Source organism: Mucilaginibacter sp. UYP27 (assembly GCF_040547175.1).
Classification (GTDB): domain Bacteria; phylum Bacteroidota; class Bacteroidia; order Sphingobacteriales; family Sphingobacteriaceae; genus Mucilaginibacter.
Genome location: NZ_JBEPPE010000009.1, coordinates 60850 through 82996, shown reverse-complemented (window position 1 = coordinate 82996; position 22147 = coordinate 60850). Strand labels below are relative to the sequence as shown.

Annotated in this window: 20 protein-coding genes; 10 read left to right on the top strand and 10 right to left on the bottom strand. The window is 43.8% G+C overall.

All coding sequences use genetic code 11. From position 1 onward, the window contains the following. Positions 1 to 118: 118 nt before the first annotated feature. The 3 genes from ABIB39_RS20020 to ABIB39_RS20010 all read left to right on the top strand — a co-directional run bounded on the left by ABIB39_RS20020 (position 119) and on the right by ABIB39_RS20010 (position 5725). On the top strand, positions 119 to 700 hold the full coding sequence (locus tag ABIB39_RS20020) for a C40 family peptidase (protein ID WP_354431955.1): 582 nt from the start codon (positions 119 to 121) through the stop codon (positions 698 to 700). Positions 701 to 1077: 377 nt separating this feature from the next. Next, the gene (locus ABIB39_RS20015) at positions 1078 to 2550 is read left to right on the top strand and encodes a PAS domain S-box protein (protein ID WP_354431954.1); all 1473 of its coding nucleotides are present in this window, start codon (positions 1078 to 1080) and stop codon (positions 2548 to 2550) included. A 316-nt stretch (positions 2551 to 2866) separates the two neighbouring features. Beyond that, a complete protein-coding gene (locus ABIB39_RS20010; protein ID WP_354431953.1) occupies positions 2867 to 5725 on the top strand; it encodes a M16 family metallopeptidase in 2859 nt (952 codons plus the stop codon). A 213-nt stretch (positions 5726 to 5938) separates the two neighbouring features. Here ABIB39_RS20010 and ABIB39_RS20005 read toward each other — a convergent pair whose 3' ends face one another. The 4 genes from ABIB39_RS20005 to ABIB39_RS19990 all read right to left on the bottom strand — a co-directional run bounded on the left by ABIB39_RS20005 (position 5939) and on the right by ABIB39_RS19990 (position 9226). Beyond that, a complete protein-coding gene (locus tag ABIB39_RS20005; RefSeq protein ID WP_354431972.1) occupies positions 5939 to 6829 on the bottom strand; it encodes a helix-turn-helix domain-containing protein in 891 nt (296 codons plus the stop codon). Between the two features lie 8 nt (positions 6830 to 6837). Next, positions 6838 to 7842, bottom strand: coding sequence for an aldo/keto reductase (locus ABIB39_RS20000; RefSeq protein WP_354431952.1), 1005 nt, complete (start codon positions 7840 to 7842; stop codon positions 6838 to 6840). A gap of 197 nt (positions 7843 to 8039) precedes the next feature. Continuing rightward, entirely contained in the window at positions 8040 to 8690 is a 651-nt protein-coding gene (locus tag ABIB39_RS19995) for an START domain-containing protein (protein ID WP_354431951.1), read from the bottom strand. 86 nt (positions 8691 to 8776) lie between these two features. Beyond that, positions 8777 to 9226 (bottom strand): KTSC domain-containing protein, encoded by a 450-nt coding sequence (locus ABIB39_RS19990; RefSeq protein ID WP_354431950.1) that lies wholly within the window; start codon positions 9224 to 9226, stop codon positions 8777 to 8779. Between the two features lie 314 nt (positions 9227 to 9540). Here ABIB39_RS19990 and ABIB39_RS19985 point away from each other — a divergent pair, with 314 nt between their 5' ends. From ABIB39_RS19985 to map, 3 genes are all read left to right on the top strand, one after another. Beyond that, positions 9541 to 9777: a sensor histidine kinase gene (locus ABIB39_RS19985; protein WP_354431949.1), complete on the top strand. Its 237-nt coding sequence runs from the start codon at positions 9541 to 9543 to the stop codon at positions 9775 to 9777. 97 nt (positions 9778 to 9874) lie between these two features. Continuing rightward, positions 9875 to 11395, top strand: coding sequence for a PAS domain-containing sensor histidine kinase (locus ABIB39_RS19980; RefSeq protein WP_354431948.1), 1521 nt, complete (start codon positions 9875 to 9877; stop codon positions 11393 to 11395). Positions 11396 to 11505: 110 nt separating this feature from the next. Further along, positions 11506 to 12270 (top strand): type I methionyl aminopeptidase, encoded by a 765-nt coding sequence (map, locus tag ABIB39_RS19975; protein ID WP_354431947.1) that lies wholly within the window; start codon positions 11506 to 11508, stop codon positions 12268 to 12270. Here map and ABIB39_RS19970 read toward each other — a convergent pair. After that, positions 12267 to 14090 (bottom strand): PAS domain-containing sensor histidine kinase, encoded by a 1824-nt coding sequence (locus ABIB39_RS19970; protein ID WP_354431946.1) that lies wholly within the window; start codon positions 14088 to 14090, stop codon positions 12267 to 12269. The genes map and ABIB39_RS19970 overlap by 4 nt on opposite strands. Before the next feature lie 235 nt (positions 14091 to 14325). Here ABIB39_RS19970 and ABIB39_RS19965 point away from each other — a divergent pair, with 235 nt between their 5' ends. Continuing rightward, the gene (locus ABIB39_RS19965) at positions 14326 to 15765 is read left to right on the top strand and encodes a DUF3943 domain-containing protein (protein ID WP_354431945.1); all 1440 of its coding nucleotides are present in this window, start codon (positions 14326 to 14328) and stop codon (positions 15763 to 15765) included. Positions 15766 to 15791: 26 nt separating this feature from the next. Here the strand turns inward: ABIB39_RS19965 and ABIB39_RS19960 are convergent, their stop codons facing one another. The 5 genes from ABIB39_RS19960 to ABIB39_RS19940 are packed head-to-tail and all read right to left on the bottom strand — an operon-like array spanning position 15792 to position 18656. Next, the gene (locus ABIB39_RS19960; RefSeq protein ID WP_354431944.1) at positions 15792 to 16184 is read right to left on the bottom strand and encodes a hypothetical protein; all 393 of its coding nucleotides are present in this window, start codon (positions 16182 to 16184) and stop codon (positions 15792 to 15794) included. 60 nt (positions 16185 to 16244) lie between these two features. Continuing rightward, positions 16245 to 16655, bottom strand: a complete 411-nt coding sequence (locus tag ABIB39_RS19955) for an acyl-CoA thioesterase (RefSeq protein WP_354431943.1) — start codon at positions 16653 to 16655, stop codon at positions 16245 to 16247. Between the two features lie 36 nt (positions 16656 to 16691). After that, complete coding sequence (locus ABIB39_RS19950) at positions 16692 to 16973, bottom strand: type II toxin-antitoxin system YafQ family toxin (protein ID WP_354431942.1); 282 nt, start codon at positions 16971 to 16973, stop codon at positions 16692 to 16694. A gap of 7 nt (positions 16974 to 16980) precedes the next feature. Then, positions 16981 to 17178: a hypothetical protein gene (locus ABIB39_RS19945; protein WP_354431941.1), complete on the bottom strand. Its 198-nt coding sequence runs from the start codon at positions 17176 to 17178 to the stop codon at positions 16981 to 16983. A 53-nt stretch (positions 17179 to 17231) separates the two neighbouring features. Next, entirely contained in the window at positions 17232 to 18656 is a 1425-nt protein-coding gene (locus ABIB39_RS19940; protein WP_354431940.1) for an MATE family efflux transporter, read from the bottom strand. Positions 18657 to 19148: 492 nt separating this feature from the next. On the opposite strand from ABIB39_RS19940, the gene rpsO reads away from it, so the two are divergent. The 3 genes from rpsO (at position 19149) to ABIB39_RS19925 (ending at position 22128) form a co-directional block, all read left to right on the top strand. Continuing rightward, entirely contained in the window at positions 19149 to 19427 is a 279-nt protein-coding gene (gene rpsO, locus ABIB39_RS19935) for a 30S ribosomal protein S15 (protein ID WP_322227586.1), read from the top strand. A 132-nt stretch (positions 19428 to 19559) separates the two neighbouring features. Then, positions 19560 to 21701 (top strand): polyribonucleotide nucleotidyltransferase, encoded by a 2142-nt coding sequence (locus ABIB39_RS19930; protein WP_354431939.1) that lies wholly within the window; start codon positions 19560 to 19562, stop codon positions 21699 to 21701. 157 nt (positions 21702 to 21858) lie between these two features. After that, a complete protein-coding gene (locus tag ABIB39_RS19925) occupies positions 21859 to 22128 on the top strand; it encodes a hypothetical protein (RefSeq protein WP_354431938.1) in 270 nt (89 codons plus the stop codon). Positions 22129 to 22147: the final 19 nt, after the last annotated feature.

Sequence of the window (22147 nt, the reverse complement as noted above, 5' to 3'; positions counted from 1 at the left end):
AGCTTGCGTGTATGGCAAGAAGAATTCTTGCGGCATTTTGAGTCGAAGTTAAATGCTTCAACCAGTATCTAACGGAATAACAAAAACTTATTGCCCAATACAATGTAGTGTGTTGTATATGCGCAACATCCCGATGCTTATTGTTTTGGCCGCTCTCGCAATTTCTTGCTCGGACGCCCGCAAGCCAACCTATGTAATTACCGGTACCGGTGTTGCTGTAGCCAAACAAGATAACCTGCCGCCACCTGCGCCGGATAGCGCAGGGCTATTCACCAGAATTAATACGGGCAGCACTACCCCAGAGGAATTACTTGCTTTTGCCAATACATTACGCGGCATTCCATATAAGTATGCATCTATAGACCCGGCTGTAGGTTTCGATTGCTCGGGCTTTATCACATTTGTGTTTAACCATTTCAAGATTGCCGTGCCCCGCCGCTCGGTCGATTTTACTTATATGGACAAACCTGTAAACCTGAAGGATGCCAAAACCGGCGACCTGATCCTTTTTACCGGTACCGATAGCACCATTAGGGTAGTTGGCCACATGGGCATTATTATCAGATCACCGGGCCGGGAGTTGACTTTTATTCACTCCACGTCCGGTAAAGCCAATGGCGTAACAGAAACGCCCTTTAATAGCTATTACCAGGGGCGCTATGTAAAAACAGTGCGCATATTTCCGCAGAATGGCAGATAATAGTATATTTGTAAAGCCTTAATCAATAGGATATTAATACGAAATACGATGAGATTATTTGCTGCACCAATTATGGCTGTCATTTTTTTAGGCTGGGTGTGCTACATTGCCTTTTTACCAAAACTTACAAGCAATATAAGAACGAAGTTTTTGCCGGGTTTTTCTTCATCGCCATATGGGTGGTGTTCCTGGCAGTTATAATTTATTGATCCGATCAACATACAATCAAAAGGCTACTCCTTTTAAGTTTACCTGCCTTTTTGTTACAATGCTATCCTTGCCGCTACAACTATTTTGAGTTTTAAAAACTTATATTGCTCAAAAATTATTATTTAGCAGTTAATAACGGGCTTGTGCTGTTATTGCAAATCTACCTTATGCACGATAAATTAACGCAAGGCGACATTAAGGATATTTTAACCAGGCTTAAACAATCTGAAGCCCGGTTAAATATGGTTATTAACTCAACCAAATTAGGTACCTGGGATTTTAACCCGGTTACACATGAACTTACGTGGTCTAAAGAATGCAAAGAAATTTACGGCCTGCCGTTAGATGCAAAAGTTGATTTTGAGTTTTTTACAGATCACATTCACCCGGATGATAAAGAATTTGCGCTACAGCAAATTCAAGACGCGTTAAACCCGGCGGGCGATGGTACCTACGATGTAACGATCAGGATCATTCGGTTTGATGATAAGACCGAGCGTTGGATCAGGTCGCAGGGCAAGGTTACGTTTGATGTTTTGCGCCAGCCCAATATGTTTATTGGTACTGTACTTGATGTTACGGAACAGCGGGCAGCTGGCGAGCAAAGCGCACGGCTTGCCTCTATAATCGATTCGTCTGAGGATGTAATTATCAGCAAAACGCTTGATAGTATTGTCACCAGTTGGAATGGGTCGGCAGAGCGGACGTTTGGCTACACCGCCGATGAAATGATAGGGCAATCCATCCTTAAACTAATTCCGGCCGACAGGCAGGAGGAGGAACCACAAATATTGGCGCGGCTTAAAAACGGCGAACGTGTGGAGCATTTCGAAACCGTTAGGGTAACCAAGTACAACCAACTGATAAATGTGTCGTTAACTATTTCGCCCATCAAAAATGCGGAGGGGAAGATCATCGGCCTATCAAAAATAGCCCGTGATATAACCGAAAAGAAGCAGGAAGAATTAAGGAAGAACGATTTTATAGCCATGGTAAGCCACGAGCTTAAAACGCCTTTAACATCTATCCGCACCTATATTCAAGTTTTACTTGCCCAGGCTAAAAAAGATGAGACCGGCTTTAGTATGAACGCGCTGACACGTGCAGATGTGCAGGCAAAAAAAATGACCTCCATGATCCACGATTTCCTGAGCCTGGCAAGGTTGGAAGAGGGCAAGATCCGCATCACCAAAGAGGAGTTTGAACTTCACACCCTGATAGAAGAAATAGCCGAAGATGCGCAGTTTTTAACTACAACTCATAAGGTTACAGTTGTTGATTGTAAAGGAATAAATTTAACAGCAGATAGGGATAAAATAGGGCAGGTGCTCATCAACCTGTTAAGCAACGCCATCAAGTACTCACCAAAAGGGGGCGCAATCACGATAGGCTGCAGCAAAACCGGCGATGACGTAAAAATATTTGTAAAGGACGAGGGCGTTGGTATAAACAATACCGACAAAAAACGCCTGTTCGAAAAGTTTTACCGGGTAAAGGACGAAGAAATTAAAATGGTATCAGGTTTTGGTATCGGGCTTTACCTTGTATCCGAGATATTGAGGTACCACGGTAGTGAGATAAAGGTAGATAGTACAGAGGGCGCAGGCTCAACCTTTTATTTCACATTAAAAGCTTCTTAAACAAAAAGCGGATAACTTTTAAGGTTATCCGATTTGCATATTCCATTGCCTGTGGTAGGTGTTGTTGGTGTTTAGCGCCAACAATTTTTACGGTAATATTTTGAAATCCTAAAATGGTAGCTCTTTGTAATCGTGATAGGCGCAGGCGTCATTAAAAACATCCCGGTTAAGCGGTAATTAATTGTCACAAATCTGTTACAGTGTTTCAAAATCTACAGCTATAATATCAACTCATACGTTAATTCATTAATATTATATTTTCCTGCCGGATGCTTCAAACATCAGGAGAAAATAATACTGACTAAACATTAATCATATGAACAAAACTTTAAAATGTGCTTTGCTGGCACAAGTTTTTGTGGTAGCGGCCCTAACTACCAACGCCCAAACTGCTGTACAGCCTAAACTGATCGAAAAGGTTACCCGCAAGGGCACCGAACTGGTTATTCCTTACGAGAAGTATGTGCTTCCTAACGGGTTAACTGTTATTTTGGCCGAAGACCACTCAGACCCATTAGTACACGTGGATATTACCTACCACGTAGGTTCGGCGCGAGAAGAAATTGGTAAATCGGGTTTTGCCCACTTCTTTGAGCACATGATGTTCCAGGGAAGCGACCATGTTGCCAATGGCGACCACTTTAAAATTATTACCGAAGCAGGCGGTACATTAAACGGATCTACCACCCGCGACCGTACCAACTACTACGAAACCGTACCTGCCAATCAATTAGAAAAAATGCTGTGGCTGGAGAGCGACCGCATGGGCTTTTTGCTTGATGCCGTTACCCAGCAAAAATTTGAGGTGCAGCGCGCAACCGTTAAAAACGAACGCGGCCAAAACTACGATAACCGCCCTTACGGTTTAGTTGGTGAGTATGCAGCAAGGGCTATGTACCCCTATGGCCACCCATATTCGTGGTTAACTATTGGGTACATCGAGGAATTGAACAAAGTAAATGTAAGCGATCTTAAAAATTTCTTTTTGAGATGGTACGGCCCAAATAACGCAACCATCACCATCGGCGGCGATCTTAATCCCACGCAGACACTGACATGGGTAAGCAAATATTTCGGCAGCATCCCGCGCGGGCCTATTGTTAATAAAGCAGCATTCCCTATCCCGGTGTTAACCGCGGACAGGTATGTGTCATACACTGATAATTACGCGAAACTGCCGTTATTATCAATTAGTTATCCGGGCGTTAAAGCTTACGATAAAGACGGAGCAGCTTTAGATGCGCTATCAGAGATAATCGGCCAGGGCCGTAACTCTATCCTTTACAAAAACTTTGTAAAAACGCGTAAGGCAGCACAAGCGTCCATGAATTCGGCAAGTCCCGAATTGTCTGGCGAGATCAGCATCCGTGTAGTTCCGTTCCCTGGGCAAACCTTAGCTGATGCTAAAAAACTGGTAGATGAGTCGTTAGTTGAGTTTGAAAAGACAGGCGTGAGCGATGAGGCACTTGTCCGTTTCAAAGGCAGCGCCGAGGCAAACGCCGTAAATGGTTTATCAAGTGTTAACGGCAAGGTATCTGAACTTGCAGAAGCCCAATACTTAACCGGCAACCCTAATCAGATAGGCCGTGAATTGGCCGATATAAGGGCAGTTACCAAGGATGATGTAATGCGCGTGTACAACAAATACATCAAAGGCAAACCGGCCGTTATATTAAGTGTGTTGCCTAAAGGCGGTACTTTAACAGCTGCTGCGCCAGACAACTATACCGTAAATACCGCGGGGTACAAAGCCCCTGATTATGGTTACAACGGCTTAACCTATAAAAAAGCCACCGATAACTTTAACCGCGCCGCTAAACCGGCTACAGGTGCAAACCCTGTAATTAAAGTGCCGGTAATGTGGTCGTCTGTTACACCGAACGGTATCAAAATGATCGGTACCAAAAACAGTGAGATCCCAACGGTATCTATCTCTATGTCGATCAAAGGCGGTGGTTTAGATGCCATCAGCAACCCTGCTAAAGCCGGATTAGCAGGCATTGTGGGCCGTATGATGAACGAGGAAACCCAAAAGTACACTGCCGAGCAATTTAACTCCGAGTTGGATAAACTGGGTAGCAACATCAGCATTGGCGCAGGTGCCGAAGAAATGTTCGTTAGCGTATCAACCCTAACTAAAAACCTGCCTGCAACCATGAACTTGCTGCAGGAGCGTTTGTTTACCCCTAAGTTTACGCAAGATGCATTGGACCGGATCAAGAAGCAGACGATAGAAGGCCTTAAACAAGCCAAAACCCAACCCGCAGGTGTGGCATCAACCGTTTACAGCAAAATACTTTACGGAACGGATAATGTGCGTACCTACTCTACAGGTGGTAATGAAGAAACCGTTGCGGGTATCACGTTACAGGATGTGCAGGCTTATTACGACAAATACTTCACCCCGTCGCAAACATCAATTGTTGTTGTGGGCGATGTTAACCAGGGCACAGCACGTGGTAACCTGGCGTTCCTGAACAACTGGGCTGATAAAAAAGTAAGCATACCAACCCCAACCGAAGGTAAAGGTTTCGACAAAACCACTTTATATATAGTTGATGTGCCTGGTGCTGCCCAGTCAGAGATCCGCATAGGGTATTTGGATAAGCTAAACTACGATGCTACCGGCGATTACTACAAATTGGGTATAGCCAACTATATTTTGGGTGGCGCATTCAATAGCCATATCAACCTTAACCTGCGCGAGAAAAAAGGCTGGACCTACGGCGCGCGTTCGGGTTTTAACTCCGGTAAATTTGGCGGCACTTTTACGGCATCAGCAGGTGTCCTGGCTACGGCTACCGATAGCTCGGTGTACGAATTTATCAAGGAGATTAAGGATTACCAAAAAGCAGGTATCACGCCCGAGGAATTGAAGTTTACCCAAACCTCAATAGGCCAGAGCGATGCCCGTAATTATGAAACGAACAGGCAAAAGGCGGTGTTTCTTTCAGAGATCCAAGAGTATAACCTGAAGCCAACATATGTTGACGAGCAAAGCAAGATTTTGCAAACCATTACCCCGGCCCAGCTTAAACAGCTTACCGACAAATACCTGAACACTGACAATATGGTGATACTGGTAGTGGGCGATAAGGCAAAAGTATTGCCCGGCCTGCAAAAGTTAGGTTACCCAATTGTTGAATTAGACAGCGACGGTAAACCGAAGATGTAAACATCCGCATAAAAATAAAAAGAGGCCGTATCATTGATGAAATGATACGGCCTCTTTTTATTATAGGTTGCCTTTGATTGATGGCAGACCCCAATTAGGGGCAGTTGTTAAAGTGTTGGGCTTGGTGCCTGTTAATATTTGCGTAAAGCTTACGCTGGTTTTACCTTGGTTTCCGCTATATAACGCATTTGCCGGCCCATTTTACAGATGTATTCAGTTAAAAGCCTGACGAAACTCAAGCGGCGATAAATTAGTCTTCTTTTTGAAAAGCGTGCTAAAAGATTGCGCGTGCTCAAAGCCCAGGGCATAGGCGATCTCGCTGACCGAAAGACTGGTCGTAGAAAGTTTTTCTTTGGCTTTCGCGATCAGTTTTTCATGAATGTGCTGCTGTGTGTTTTGACCGGTATGAACCCGAAGCAGGTCACTTAGGTAGTTCGGCGATAGGTTCATCTGCGCAGCAATATAGTGTACCGTGAGCAAACCCTGCACGTCGTTGTTAAAGTAGTAGTCATCTATCAACTGCTCGAACCTGGTCAGTAATGCTGAATTATTATTCTTACGGGTCAAAAACTGCCGCTCATAAAAGCGGTTGGAGTATTTTAGCAGGCTCTCGATCTGTGTCAGAATGATCTCCTGGGTGTGCTTATCGATATGCCGGCACTCATTATCGATTCTATGGAGAATCGTGATCAGGTCATCTTCTTCCCCGGCCGACAGGTGCAGCGCTTCGTTAACCGCGTAATCAAAAAAACCGTACTGATGAATGCTGTTCGCCAGAGCATGCTGTAATAGGAAGTCCGGGTGAAAGATCAGGAGATAACCGGACCCGCATTCCATATTTTGCAGGTCCAGTTGTTGCACCTGGTTAGGCGCGGTAAAACTCAATACTCCTTTATCATAATCATAATGTTGCTGCCCGTACCTGATCTTGCCTTTGGCTTCGCGTTTGAGCGCCACGCAATAAAAGCGGTTTACAAAACCTTTCCAGATCTCATCTTCCAAAAAAACACTTTCCGCCAAATTGATCACGCTTACCAGCGGGTGGCGGGGTTCGGGCAATGACAGCAGCCGGTGAAATTCTGATAAAGAGTTAATAGCGTTCATAAACAAAATTAATCAATTAAGCCCATACTAAACTCATCATAAGCTGCGCCCGTGTCCGTACCCAAAGGTACAATGCTTTCCAGTTGTGAAAGATCCGTCTCCGTTAGCTCAATATTAGTCGCTGCAAAGTTTTGCTCCAGGTACTTTCTGCGTTTCGTTCCCGGGATCGGTAAAATACCCTTGCTCATGATCCAGGCCAAAGCCAGCTGCGAAGAAGTGACGTTCTTCGCTTCAGCCATGGCTTCAATTGCCTTAACCAATTCAATATTTTTATTAAACATCTCGCCCTGGAAACGCGGGATCGCTCTGCGGAAATCGTTCTCCGGCAGGTCATCGATGATTTTGATCTGTCCAGATAAGAACCCACGGCCCAATGGTGAGTAAGCTACAAACCCTATACCCAACTCATTTAATGTTGCTAACACGCCGCGTTCTTCCACCGTTCGTTCAAATAAAGAAAACTCGCTTTGTACTGCGGTGATCGGGTGCACGGCATGCGCCCGCTTAACCGTTTCAGACGATACTTCCGACAGGCCGATGTAACCCACCTTACCTTCTTTAACCAGCTCGGCCATGGCTTCGACCGTTTCTTCGATCGGCGTATTTTTGTCCAGCCGGTGCAGGTAATACAGATCGATGTAATCGGTATCAAGATTCTTTAGCGAACGCTCTAAAGATTTTTTTACATAGTCCTTTTTACCATTGATGGCCCAGGTAACTTTATGGTTGTCATCTATTTCCCAGCCAAACTTGGTGGCCAAAATATATTTATCGCGTTTACCGCTGATGGCCTTCGCAATGAGCTGCTCATTTTTCAGCGGGCCATACAGATCTGCAGTATCCAAAAAATTACCACCCAACTCAAGCGAACGGTGAATCGTCGCAATGGCTTCCTGCTCATCCGCAGGGCCATACATGTGTGCTTCTTCAAAACCCGTCATACCCATACAGCCCAGGCCCATCACCGGCACAACCAAACCTTGGCTGCCCAATTCAATTTGTTTTATTTCCATGATCCAAAGGTCGGTAAGCCAAATCGCGCGTATGTATGCAAACCCCTGAAACTTGTAAGCAAATCAAGGAATGTTTTTTAACGTCTATAAACGTTTTGGTTATGGCGTTACATGCCGATTGCAGGAGCGAAAAATAGCAATGCTCTATATCTCCATAGATAAAGATCCATTGACATTGCCTGGAGAAAGGATATTTATTAGTAGTTCTTAATAAACGGCAAGCGGGCGGTTTTATATTCCGTTTTTTTAAGTTGCTGCCTTAGCGCTTTAAAACTTTCGGTAGGCCCATCGGAAGCAAACATATTGCTTAACCAGGCAGGTATAGCGCCACCCGGATCCAACTGTATGGTATATTCAACTTTAACCTCGTTTTTATTGACAGGGACAATAAGCCATTTGCTGATGGAGTTTTTTACCCTCACAATCCCATCACGCTCGGGCACCATGGTAGGGGCAATGGGGCCATCCAAAGTTACTATTTTGGTTTCTTCGTTTTGCGTAGTTATCAGGTGGGCCACAAAGTCGCGGTTTTGTGCCGGCCATGGTATGCTTATTTCCGAATAATAAAAAAGCTCGGAAGGGGAAACCTGTTTAACCAGGCGGATCGATTTTGTATGATAGATCCACTGCGGGCGGGTTTTAAGGTCAAGCAGTACGGCTACCATCTGTGTAAGGGTACTTTGGTAGCTGCATTCTATCTTTAAAGCCCTAAGCTTTGAATTAGTTACAGTGCTGGTGTATATTTTAATGCCGTCCTTATCGCTCTTTAAAGCCCAGGTATATTGGGCCGATGAACTTTCAGATACGATAAAAAGCAACAGTAAGGCGAAAGCTATTTTTTTAAACATAAATGCAGCAGAAAATTATCCAACAAATTTAAATTATCCGGATTATACTGCATGTCATCCATACAACACAATTACTAAAAAAATAATTAGGCTGTGGCTACCAGTTTGCTTGTGCTGCGGTAAACGTATTCGGTATAAATATGCCTGCGTGCAAACCTGCCCGGCGAATCTGCATTAACCAGTTTTACATAAACGGCTTTTGGCACGTCAAAGTATTCGTAAGAGTTACCGTCAGTAAAATCAACACGTAACACTTGTGATTTGTATTCAAAATCTACAATGGCAGATGTGCCTGTGGTAGCGGTATATTCCGCTATAGATTGCGCGCGGGTTTCGGGCGCTATGCTTACTAAAAAGTGGTAAGCCTCAATAATGGTCTTGCTTTTTTCTTCGGCCTGGTGCTTGCTGTCTTCGCTATCCTGAAATTTATCCGGGTGCCATTCTTTCATCAAACTGCGGTAGGTTGATTTTAATTCGGCCAGCTCGGCAGCTTCGGTAACGTTTAAAAGTTTGCGGTAATCGACGATCTTTTTCATTGTATTGCTATTGTATTGGTTATCGCCGATGGACTTTATCCATTGAAAATAATTTTGCAAAGGTACGCTTTATTAACCATGTGCGCTACTGTGGCGCAAAAATTATAAATGTCGTTGCAGTTGTGCGGAAATACTTTCATTTGCAACAAAAAACCACCCACCCTTTTTGGAGAATATACAGGCAGATATTGATGCAATAGGCAGCATTGAAGCAATAACATCTATATCAGAAGTAGTTTGCCGCACTACGGGCATGGGGTTTTTGGGGGTTGCCCGGGTCACCGACGATAAGTGGATAACCTGCGCAGCGCGCGATGAGATCGCTTTTGGACTTGTTCCCGGCAACTGTAACAAACGCGGGCAAACCAACCCCCGATGCTATTAGAGAAAAGCTGTTCAGGCCGTTTTTACGTGGTAATGAGTGTGGTAATGAAGGGCTTGGGCTGGGCCTTTATATCGCTTCAGAAATCGCACGCGCCCATGGTGGTATGTTAGGGGTACACTCGCGAGAAGAAGAAACTACCTTCACCTTTACTATGCCGATAAAATAATTTCTGGCCGGTCATCTTTTAGCAAATAATGCCTTGCTTATGTTCTTAAAAGTAAATGTTATTATAAGTGGTATTATAAAGGTAATTTAGAAGACCAATGAAAGATGCCTCAAATCCTACTATCAATATCGCCCACTACCAACAAAGAGAAAGGGAACTGCAAAGCAAGTTAGATGAACTGATCGATTTTGTAGAAAACGCATCTTTGCCACTACACTGGGTGGACGGCAACGGCATTATAATATGGGCTAACCAGGCCGAGCTTGATTTGTTAGGCTATACCAAAGATGAATATATAGGTTTCTCCATAACTGATTTTCATACCGATGAGAACGTGATATCTGATATTTTAACCCGCCTCACCAATAACGAAACGCTTCAAAATTACGCTTCAAAACTTAGATGTAAAAATGGCAGTATTAAGCATGTACTTATTAACTCCAATGTATTAACTAAAAACGGCGAGTTTGTGCATACCCGTTGCTTTACGCGCGATATTACTGAGCTTAATGAAGCAAGTATCCGCAGGGATATTATTTTACAGGAACTTGAAAAAAGCGAAGCCAAATTGAAAATGGTGATTGCATCCGTTAATTTAGGTACGTGGGAATGGGAACCTAAAACTGGTCTTTTGACGTGGAGCGATGAATGTAAAAAGATTTATGGGTTGCCACTAGACAAGGAAATAACTTTTGAAATATACGTGCAACACTTGCACCCGGACGATAAAGAGCGTGTGGTGCAGGCGATACAGGATTGTCTGGACGGGGCATACGGCGGGGAGTACGATATAGTTTTACGGATCATCCGTTTTGATGATGGCAGCACACGGTGGGTTAGGGCACAGGGTAAAGTTTATTTTGAAGCGGGCGGTAAGGCAGAACGATTCATTGGAACTGTGGTTGATATTACCGAGAAAAAGCAGGAGGATTTACGAAAGAATGATTTTATAGCGATGGTTAGCCACGAACTTAAAACGCCTTTAACTGCCGTAAAATCATATATCCAGATCTTGTTGGCAAAAGAGAAAATGGAAGGCAACGCTTTTAAACTGAATGCCCTGACCAGGGCGGAGGTACAAACCCAAAAGATGACATTGATGATACAGGATTTCCTGAGCCTTGCACGTTTGGAGGAAGGGAAAATCCGGCTGAATAAAGAGGTGTTTGAGTTGCACAACCTGATAGAGGAAATTGCCGGCGATGCCCAATTTTTAGCTTCGAGCCATACGGTTAAATTACAGGACTGCGAGGATATTATTATACGGGCAGACAGGGATAAAATAGGGCAGGTACTGATGAATTTACTTAGTAATGCTATCAAATATTCGCCTAAAGGTGGCTCAATTGTTATTGGCTGTGTAAAGCTTGGCAATAAGGTAAAGGTTTTTGTGAAAGATGATGGTATTGGTATAAGCCTGGCAGATCAGCAAAAGTTATTTGATAAATTTTATCGGGTTAAAAACGAAAAGATAAAGACAGTATCGGGCTTCGGCATAGGGCTATACCTGGTATCAGAACTATTACGCTACCACAAAACTAAAATTGAAGTGGAAAGCCGCGAAGACGAAGGCTCCACTTTTTATTTTACGATGAATATGCAGCAAGCCCAATTATAAACCAGCGGTACGGTCATTTATATCGGTTTTATAAGGATAGCCAATGCATCGCTAATTTACCTTGTTATGTTGTAAGGCTAAATGTTAATCAGGATTAGTAATTTTGTACCATGTCAATATCAACAGAAGCCGAACGTTTGGGGATGGAAAAAGTAAGTAATGCCGTGGCCAATACGCTTAAGCAAATGCGCCAATATGCCAAACCCGGCATGAGCGCTAAGCAACTTGATGATTTTGGTGGCGAAGTACTTAACGGGCTTGGTGCGAAATCGGCCCCAAAGCTTACTTACGGTTTCCCGGGGTGGACGTGCATCAGCATGAATAATGAGGTTGCGCACGGGATACCATCCGCAGAAAAAATACTACAAGAAGGCGACCTGGTGAACATTGATGTATCCGCGGAATTGAATGGCTACTGGTCTGACAATGGCGGTTCTTTTGTTTTGGGCAAGGACATCCACGGCCACGGTAAACTGGTAGAAGCATCAAAAGCAATTTTGCAGAAAGCTATCAGCAGTATTAAAGGAGGCGTTAAGATCAACGAAATTGGCCGTTTGATAGAAACTGAAGCAAAAAAAGCAGGTTATACAGTTATCAAAAATTTGACAGGCCATGGCGTAGGCCGCAGCCTGCACGAAGAACCACACGAAATTGCTAATTATTGCGATAAGTGGAATGTGACCCGTTTTAAGAAAAACTCGGTTGTAGCTATCGAAACTTTTATATCTACCGCATCGACCATTGCGAATACCCAGGCCGATAAATGGACCCTGGTAGGTAATAAAGGTGGTTTTGTTGCACAACACGAGCATACCATTATGGTAACAGGCGGGCAACCCGTTATACTTACTGCTGCAAACGGCATCTGGGATTAATTTTCAGGAACGGGGATGCTAAACCAAAAGGTGCTGCCTTTGCCGGCTTCGCTGTTAACGCCTATTTTGCCGCCATGGCGCTCCACAATTTCGGCACTAATATATAGCCCTAACCCAAGGCCCGAGTATTGCAGGCCGGTAGCATCTACCCGGTAATAGCGTTCAAACAAGTGGGGGATCTTATCATAGGCTATACCTTCGCCAAAATCTTGTACGGATATTTTTATAGAGCGTTCGCGCTTTTTGATTTCAACAATTATTTTGTTGGATAATGGCGCGTATTTAACCGCGTTGTTAACAAAGTTTACTATAACCTGCTCTATTTTGCTCTTGTCGGCAAAAACATTAACAGTTGTATCGCCTTTTAAAACAAGTTCGTGTTCGCCGGCAAGTCGGATATGGTCGCAGCTTTCCGTAACCATTTCAGCAACATTAAAGTTGGTTTTATTGAGTGCCAGTTGGCCGGCGCTTATTTTAGATACATTAAGCAAGGTTTCTATCAAGTGCTGCATTTTAGACAGGCTGGTATTTGCCTTGCTTATAAACTGGGTCACCTTTTCGGGGTTGCCGTTGGTTTTTATCAGCTTATCCAGGATCTGGATAGATGCCTTTAGTGACGTCATGGGGGTTTTAAGCTCGTGGCTGGCAACACTTATAAAATCGTCTTTCTGCTGTTGCAGGCGTTTAAACTCGGTAATGTCTAACACAGTGCCAAGCATTCGTACAGGCGTTTCGTCGGTATCATAGTAAATTTTCCCCTGTACCCGGATCCAGCGGGTGGTTTCGTCGGGGTTTGATATTCGCGCTTCGTAAAATAGTATGCCGGTCTTCAGGGCTTCTTCATGCGCCTTGCTGCGAATCTCCCTGTCCCCGGGAATAAAAGCGTCTATCAACTTTCGGCGGCCAACAGCTTTCTCAAATCCAAATATGGTGTTGAAACGCTCGGAGGTTACCATGTTTTGAGTAAGTAGATTCAAATCGAAAGTGCCTATCTCGGCGGCCTCAATAGCCAGGCGACCACGTTCTTCAGTATCTTCAATGCTACGGCGGGCCAATACCTTATCGGTAACATCAATGGCTATAACTAATATCGAATTTATGCTGCCATCAAAGTGGCGTACCGGCTCGTACACAAAATCTATATAAATCACCTCTGGTTTTCCGTTGCGGATCATTGTAACCTCGGCCTCTGTTGCCGTGTAAGCCATGCCAGTTGTAATAACCTGGTTCATGACCGGGGCATAGGCGGGCGCGGCCTCGGGCACGGCATCCCAAATGGTGCGGCGTTCCAGTTCCTTGCGTTTTTTACCAACCAGCTCAAGGTAGGTATCGTTCACCACCTCAATCATCAAGTCCTCGGCACGGATGATGCAGATGCCTATAGGTGCCTGCCTCACCAGGTTATAAAGCGTCATCTCGCTTTCTTCTACCGCTTGTTTAGCGCGCTCAAGTTCAGTAACATCGGTATTAAAGGCCGCTACACCATATACATTGCCATCTGCATTGCGCAGGGGCATATAGGTGAATTTGTAGTAAAAGGTTTGTAGTTTGCCTGCCACTAAAAGATCGACCCGCTCACTGCCACTATCAAATGTTTGGCCGGTGCGGTAAACGCTTTGCAGGTAGCCCAAAAATGGTTGATCTTCCAGTTCGGGCAGGGCATCAAAAAAAGTTTTCCCGATAACGGATGCGTCCCTGTCCCAGGCTTTCAGGGTAGCGGCATTGGCAACCGTGATGGTCATATCTTCGCCCGTGCATACATACACCGGGAAAGGTGACATTTCAACAATATCGCGAAAAATATTTCTGGTTGGTTCCAATTGCTTTAGTGTATTACTAATTAAATAATTTGCCCTCTTCAAAAATAAAAAACTTTCGCATACTTAAAATAGCTATTGCAGAATAATCGCCAGAAAGCTACGGGCACGATATTGGCCTTAAAATATTTTTTTTGCAAACCATTTACACCAAAATGCATTATAGTTCACATAACCTTAACCTTAACATTTGCGTAATACAATCTTGTTGATGACTTAACCCTTTAATGCACGCGTATTGAAATTTTTACCTTACCAGTTCACCATGCTGGCTTTAGCCGTGGTGTTATGTTTCCCCGTAACCCTGATTGCTCAAACCGCCCAGGATGCCAACAAGTTGATTGTTGATACATTGCCGAAGCCCATACCAAGGCGTGCACGTACGCCATTTTTTGGACCCGCACCACCCGAGACAAAACGCTTTGGCCGCGCCGCCATCGAGTGGGGGCTTGCGCAAGCCATACCCTTTAGTTATGGTAAGTTTGTAGTGCATGCACCATACTCTAACGTAACCACCTCAACCATTTGGCGCAACTTAAACCCCGGCAGCTGGCAATGGGATAAAGATATTTTTCGTACCAACCAATTTGGACACCCGTACCAGGGGAGTTTATACTTCAGTTCATTTCGTAGCAATGGGTATAACTTTTGGCAATCGGCACCGGCGGCTGTTGCGGGCAGTTATTTTTGGGAAACCTTTGGCGAGAACGAGCACCCGTCGCCCAACGATTTTGTGAACACAAGCTTCGGCGGGATCGTGTTGGGCGAGATGAGTTACCGCCTCTCCAACAAAATAGTAAACAACCGCCACCGTGGCTTTGGCAGGCAGATGGAAGAGTTTGTCGCCTTTTTAGCCAACCCAATGAATGGCCTGAACCGTTTGCTTGATGGTAGATGGGGCAAAGTGTATGGTAACCCTAAGGACAGGGATTCATCGCAAGTATCTGCCGAGTTTGACCTGGGCGCCCGTACTTTCAATAGCATTACAGGTGCAGAAGGCGGCAATAAAAAGGCAGGTATATTTGGCCGTGCCAAGCTCTTTTATGGTAACCGTTATAAAGATTACCATACTCCATTCAGTAATATCATGATCAACCTGGAGGTTGGTAAGGATGATAGTTCGGTAGTGAACGCGATAAATGTGTACGGTTCGCTGGCAGGGTGGGAGCTGGAATCAAACCGAGACTTTAAACACCTGGCTATCCTGAGCGCAAATTATGATTACATTAGTAATGAGTCGTTCTTTTATGGTGGCCAAAGCGTTAAGCTAAACCTTTTCTCTCAATATGACTTGGGTACAAAAGTGAAGGTCAACACCAATATAGGCACCGGCCCCGTGTTGCTGGCGGCGGTGCCCAGCACTTACTCATCAAACGGCCGAAATTATGATTATACGTCGGGCTTTAGCTTTAATGGCGGGGCCGGGATAATTGTAAAAGACAGGTTTTTTGCAAGTTTTGATTACCGCGGCGCATTTCTTTATACAGTAAACGGGAATAAATCTCATTACTATTTGCATACCGTTAACAGCGAATTGCGGTACGCCTTGTCTAAAAAGCTATCGGTTGTTGGCGAATCGGGTTATTTCTTTTTACGTGGAAAATATGACGAACATGGAGATGTGAACAAGCGATACCCGTTTGCAAGGCTATCTATGCGGTATAGCGTGGATTTTTAGGGGGCAAATCGCGCTGTTATCTTACGTTAGGAAAAGGTAATCGGCAAGGAAAGTGAGAATTTTTGACCGTTTATTTCTACTGCTTGCTTTTCCTTTAATGAAGATAGCATTTTGATAAAATTCTTCATAGGTTTTTTGTCGAGATAAATACTGTAAAAATTTTCACCTCGTTTAATTGTTGCAGCGTTTTTAAGGTCGGGCCAATTTTTGGGCCATATCAATGATTTTTCGGGTGCATAACTATACCCGTTGGCCATAATTTCAATGCTATCGGGAAGCCAGACAGTCGCCTTAATGTTTTTATAGGCTACCAAACTATCATAAATAGTAAGAAACGGCTTGGGCGTTTGCAATCTTGCTTTTTCGTCTCCCCGTAGATTGCCATATCCTCTGATATCTGTTAGTGTATCAAAATTCATTAATAGTTCATTTGTAGGCTGGTCTGTACTTGTTGATGCCACAATTTGCTTAGGTAGTTTCTATATCTGGTATTGCTCAATAACATCATCAGGCACTTTTGCGCCGCGGCCGGTAGCCATGTCAATCATCACGTAATCGAAGTAACCGTCGCAGCACACTTTGTTAGTGGCCTTATTGGTTAACGTAAAGGCCACGCGGCAGCCTTTGTCATTTATGGTTTCGATGCCTGTTTTTACGATGAAGTAGTCGCCCATGGTGAGTGCGCGTTTATAGTCAACATGTGCAATGCGCACTACCCAGCCAAAGCCACGCTCCATAAATTTTTCCATAGCCATGCCGTAGCAGCGTTCCATCTGGTCGTAACGGGCGGCAAGTACGTAATCAAAATACTTGCTGTTGTGCACGTGGTGAAACATGTCTATATCATCGGGGCGTACCCGCAGTTCGGTTTCGAAGGTAGCGTAGGGCATTTAAGTAGAAAGTTGAATTCAAAAGTAAAAGTAATATTAGAATAGGTCAGAATGTGAGCCTGTGCGCACCAATTCCAGTAGGTTTATTTCTTCATTTTCATCCCAAATTAATAATAGGTCGGGTTTTACATGGCACTCCCAGTAACCGGAGTAATTGCCGCTTAACTTATGCGGCTTATGCTTCTTAGCTAAACCGGAATGGCCTTTTTCTGCAAGGGTTTCGATGAGTAGTTGCAGTAAATGGAAATCTTTTGCCGAGCGTTTCTTAAGGAGTTTTAGGTCTTTTAAAAACTTTGTAGAGGTAACTATTTGAAACATGATGCAATTAAATGCTATTAAACAGTTCTGCTACATTGTTGAATTTTTTACCTTTCCCGGCCTTTAGCTCGTTTATCGCATCAATTGTATCGGCATTAGGAGTAGTGCTTTGTTTTTTTACTTTCACAGTAATGTTCAATTCTTTTAAAAATTGTTTAACCTGTTGGGTTTTATCGTCCGGTACCTGAATTTCAATCGTCTGCATATACAAATTTACTTATTTGATATTATACCAACAAGTTTGCTGAATCTTGTTTTTTACACCAACGTCTTCTTCCACTTACCTTTCTTAAATAATATATAAGCTGCTATTGTCAGGCCTATTTCAGCTACGGGGATGGAGATGAACACGCCTGTTGGGCCCATTTGAAAGTGTTTAGCCATAAGGTAAGCAAACGGGATTTGGAAGAGCCAAAACGTGCAGAAGTTTATTTTGGTGGGTGTCCAGGTATCGCCGGCACCGTTAAAGGCACTGGTGAATATCATGCCTATCCCAAAAATGATAAAGCCCCCGCTCAGGATCTTTAAGGATCGTGTGGCGACTTGTTTTACCACTTCATCCTCCGTAAAAAACGACGCGAATAAATGGCCGCAGGTTAAAAACAATACACTCACCACACCCAGGAAAACAACGGTGTATTTGATAGTTTGATATACTGACTGCTCGGCCCTGTCAATATTGCCAGCGCCGAGGTTTTGCCCAACAAGGGTAGCGGCGGCGTTGCTTAGCCCCCAGGCGGGCAGTAAAAAGAACATCATTAAACGTAGCGAGGTTTGGTAACCAGCCGACCCTTGGTCGCCGCCGGTGGTGGCAACAAGTTCTGCCAGGAATATCCAGCTGCAACTGGCTATTACAAATTGCAGAATGCCCGGTGCCGCTACTTTGATGATGGCCTTAATCTGTTTCCCGTCGGGCACAAAATAGCTCAGGCGTATTTTTAAGGCGTTTTTGTTGTTGAATAAATTATAAACCTGGTATGATACCCCCAAACTGCGACCAATGGTTGTTGCTATTGCCGCGCCCGTTAAACCAAACGCCGGGATAGGGCCAAAGCCCCTAATAAAGATAGGGCACAAAATAATATTGGCGATGTTAGCTATCCACAGGCTGCGCATGGCAACGGCCGCATTGCCTGCCCCACGGAAGATCCCGTTTATTAGAAATAGCAGTACGATTATCAGGCTGCCACCCATCATGATCTGGACGAAGCGCGTGCCATGGTTGGCCGTTGCTGTTGAAGCGCCCATTAAAAGCAAAAGGTCGCGGGCATAAATTAAGCCCGCAATGCTGATAATTACGTTTATTATTACAGCTATAACAATAGTTTGCATGCCTGCTTTTGACGCAGCTTCGGGGTTTTTCTCTCCAATGCGGCGGGCAACAACCGCGGTTGCCGCCATACTTAGGCCTATTGCTAAAGAATATATTACGGTGAGTACAGATTCGGTTAAGCCAACAGTTTGGATGGCGTTGCTGCTATTGGGCAAGTGGCCCACAAAATACAGATCTACCAAAGCAAAAACAGATTCCATAGCCATCTCCAGCATCATGGGGATAGCTAATAATACAATAGCCCGTTTAATGGTGATCGATGTAAGGTCTACCTGTTCGCCTTTTAAGGATTGCTTTAAAACGCTGAAAAATGATTTTACGGTAGCTTTTGACTTGGCGACTTGTGACATAACAGGTTATTAACAGGTTTTTAAATATACAGTCTTTAAGATATATTGTATAAAGGTATAACTGGTACAAAGTTATACTTAACCTTTGTATCCATACTGTGTAATTATGCCATAATAGCGGGCAGATTGCGACATTGTTGCGATGTGTTTAGCTAAGCGCTTTGTTGCGTTAGTGATTGCAGCGGAAAGCCCACAGCGTGTGTTGGCTTGTGATGGGGCAAAGCGAGGACTTGAAACGGAAAGCACGGGCCGTGGGCAACGCCATGTTTGGTGAATAGTTGATGGATTAAGTGGTGAATAGTTCTTGTATGCTTACAACCTATAAACAACCAATCAATGCTCTCTACTCAATATTCTCTATATTAAAACCACGCACTACTTAACTTAATTAACTACTCACCAACCTCTTAAAATTCATTTTTACTTTTCAATTAAAACCGTATCTTTGCACCCAATTAATTAAGTTATTAACGCTTTAATATTATTCACGTAATGTATTTAGGTAAAGAAGCAAAGGCAGAGATCTTTGCAAAACATGGTAAAAGTGTAACCGACACAGGTTCAACCGAAGGTCAGGTAGCATTATTCACTTACCGCATCGCGCATTTAACCGGTCACTTGAAAAAGAACAAACATGATTTTTCAACCCAGTTATCGCTTCAAAAATTAGTAGGTAAACGCCGCGGTTTGTTGGCATACCTGTTCAAAAAAGACATTGAAAGATATCGTGCTATTATCAAAGCGTTAGCGCTTAGGGATATCATCAAATAACTTTTCTTATTTTTTTAAAAGAAGCCGTCCGCATTTGCAGGATGGCTTTTTTACTTTTGAAACATTATTACACACACACATAAAAAACCGGTGCGCTCCGAAAGATGAAAAGTGCACTACAAAACAAACAAGATGAGTTTAAACGTAATTAAAAAGGTTATTGATTTAGGTGACGGCCGCACCATTGAGATCGAAACCGGTAAACTGGCCAAACAAGCCGATGGTTCGGTAGTGATTAAAATGGGTGATACCATGTTATTAGCTACAGTAGTATCATCGCAGGAAGCAAAAGAAGGTATCGATTTTTTACCTCTTTCTGTAGATTATCAAGAAAAATACGCTGCCACCGGTCGTATCCCGGGTGGTTTTTTACGCCGCGAGGCACGCTTGTCAGACTATGAGGTTTTGATCTCTCGTTTGGTTGACCGTGCATTGCGCCCGATGTTCCCTGACGATTATCATGCTGATACACAGGTAATGATATCATTGATATCTGCCGATAAAGATATTATGCCTGATTGCCTTGCTGGTTTAGCAGCATCAGCCGCTTTGGCTTGTTCTGATATCCCTTTCAACGGCCCTATATCTGAAGTGCGCGTTGCTAAAGTTAACGGCCAATTGGTTATCAACCCAACTGTAACACAGCTGCAATCTGCAACTTTAGAGTTTATTGTTGCCGGTAGCGAGCACGATATCAACATGGTTGAAGGTGAATCTGCAGAGATACAGGAAGCAGAACTTGTTGAAGCAATTAAATTTGCACATACTGCCATTAAAGTACAATGTTTAGCTCAGAAAGAACTAACTGCCGAGCTTAACAAAACTGTTAAACGTGTTTACAGCCACGAGCACAGCAACGACGAGCTTGAAAAAGCCATCTATGCTGCTACTTATGACCAGGTTTACGCTATTGCAGGTGCAGCATCAGGTAAAGATGAGCGTACCGCTAAGTTTAAAGAAGTTAGAGATGCTTATATCGCTACTTTAGGCGAGATTGACGACATCACCAAATCATTAGCTAAAAAATACTACCACGATGTTGAGTATGACGCTATCCGTAACCTTGTATTAGACGAAGGCAAACGTTTAGACGGCCGTACTACTACCCAGATCCGCCCGATATGGAGCGAAGTTGGTTATTTGCCATCTGCACACGGTAGCGCGGTATTTACCCGTGGCGAAACACAATCATTAACCACAGTTACATTAGGTGCTAAGGATGATGAGCAAATGATTGATGGCGCGTTCATCAATGGTTACCAGAAATTCTTGTTACACTACAATTTTCCTGGTTTTTCAACAGGTGAGGTTCGCCCTAACAGGGGTGCAGGCCGTCGCGAGATTGGTCACGGTAACCTGGCAATGCGTTCGTTAAAACGTGTATTACCTGCCGAGGCAGAAAACCCATATACTATCCGTATCGTTTCTGATATCTTAGAATCTAACGGTTCATCATCAATGGCTACGGTTTGTGCCGGTACATTGGCTTTGATGGATGCCGGTATCAAGATCAGCAACCCGGTATCTGGTATTGCAATGGGTCTTATCACTAACGAGATGGGTACCAAATATGCTATCCTTTCTGATATCCTTGGTGATGAAGATCACTTGGGTGATATGGACTTTAAAGTAACGGGTACTAAAAACGGTATCGTTGCTGTACAAATGGACTTGAAAATAAACGGTTTATCATACGAAGTTTTAACCAACGCGTTAAACCAGGCTAAAGATGGCCGTTTACATATCCTTGGCGAAATGGCCAAAACGCTTACCGCACCACGTGAGGACTACAAACCACACGCTCCGCGTATCGTAATGATCAAGATAGATAAAGAATTTATTGGCGCGGTTATTGGACCCGGCGGTAAAATTATCCAGGAAATGCAACGCGAAACTGGTGCTACCATCTCTATCGAAGAAAAAGACGGACAAGGTATCGTTCAGATCTTTGGTGATAACAAAGACGCTATCGACGCGGCTTTATCACGTATCCGCGCTATTGCTTCTAAACCGGAAGTAGGCGAGATATACGAAGGTAAAGTGAAATCAATTATGCCGTTTGGTGCATTTGTTGAGATCATGCCGGGTAAAGATGGTTTGTTACACATCTCTGAAATTGACCACCGACGTATCGAGACCATGGATGGTATCTTTAACGTAGGCGACGAAGTACGTGTAAAACTACTTGATGTTGATAAGCAAGGTAAATTGAAACTTTCCCGCAAGGCTTTATTGCCCCGCCCGGACGGCAACAAACCTGTTGAAAACAACTAAGCAGCACTTTATTTATAATAGCAAAACCCTCTTTTAGAGGGTTTTGCTATTTAATTTAAAAACTTTTAAAAAGTTAAAACAAAAGCCGAACTTTTTAGGTTTGATTGAGTTAAGGATAATACAAAGAGAACACCATCATGCCGGTACTAATTTGCTCATGACATCTACTACTAACGATCCTTTAGATTTTCTTAATAATTCTCAAGGGATACAGACCGGCAACCAGGCAGATCTGATCCAGAAATTATTGTACGAAATTATCAGGGTTAAGGAGCTTATTACCTATTACGATTCCATCCCCAACGGGGCAGGGCAGCTCGGCTCTTCTATTTTGAACGAGCTGGTCACCGAAGCCTACAATTCTCTCGTAAACTACGATACCATCCTCATGAGGAAGTATTATGATCTGCTGCTTAACTGCGATTGATACTTTTTTATCGACTTAC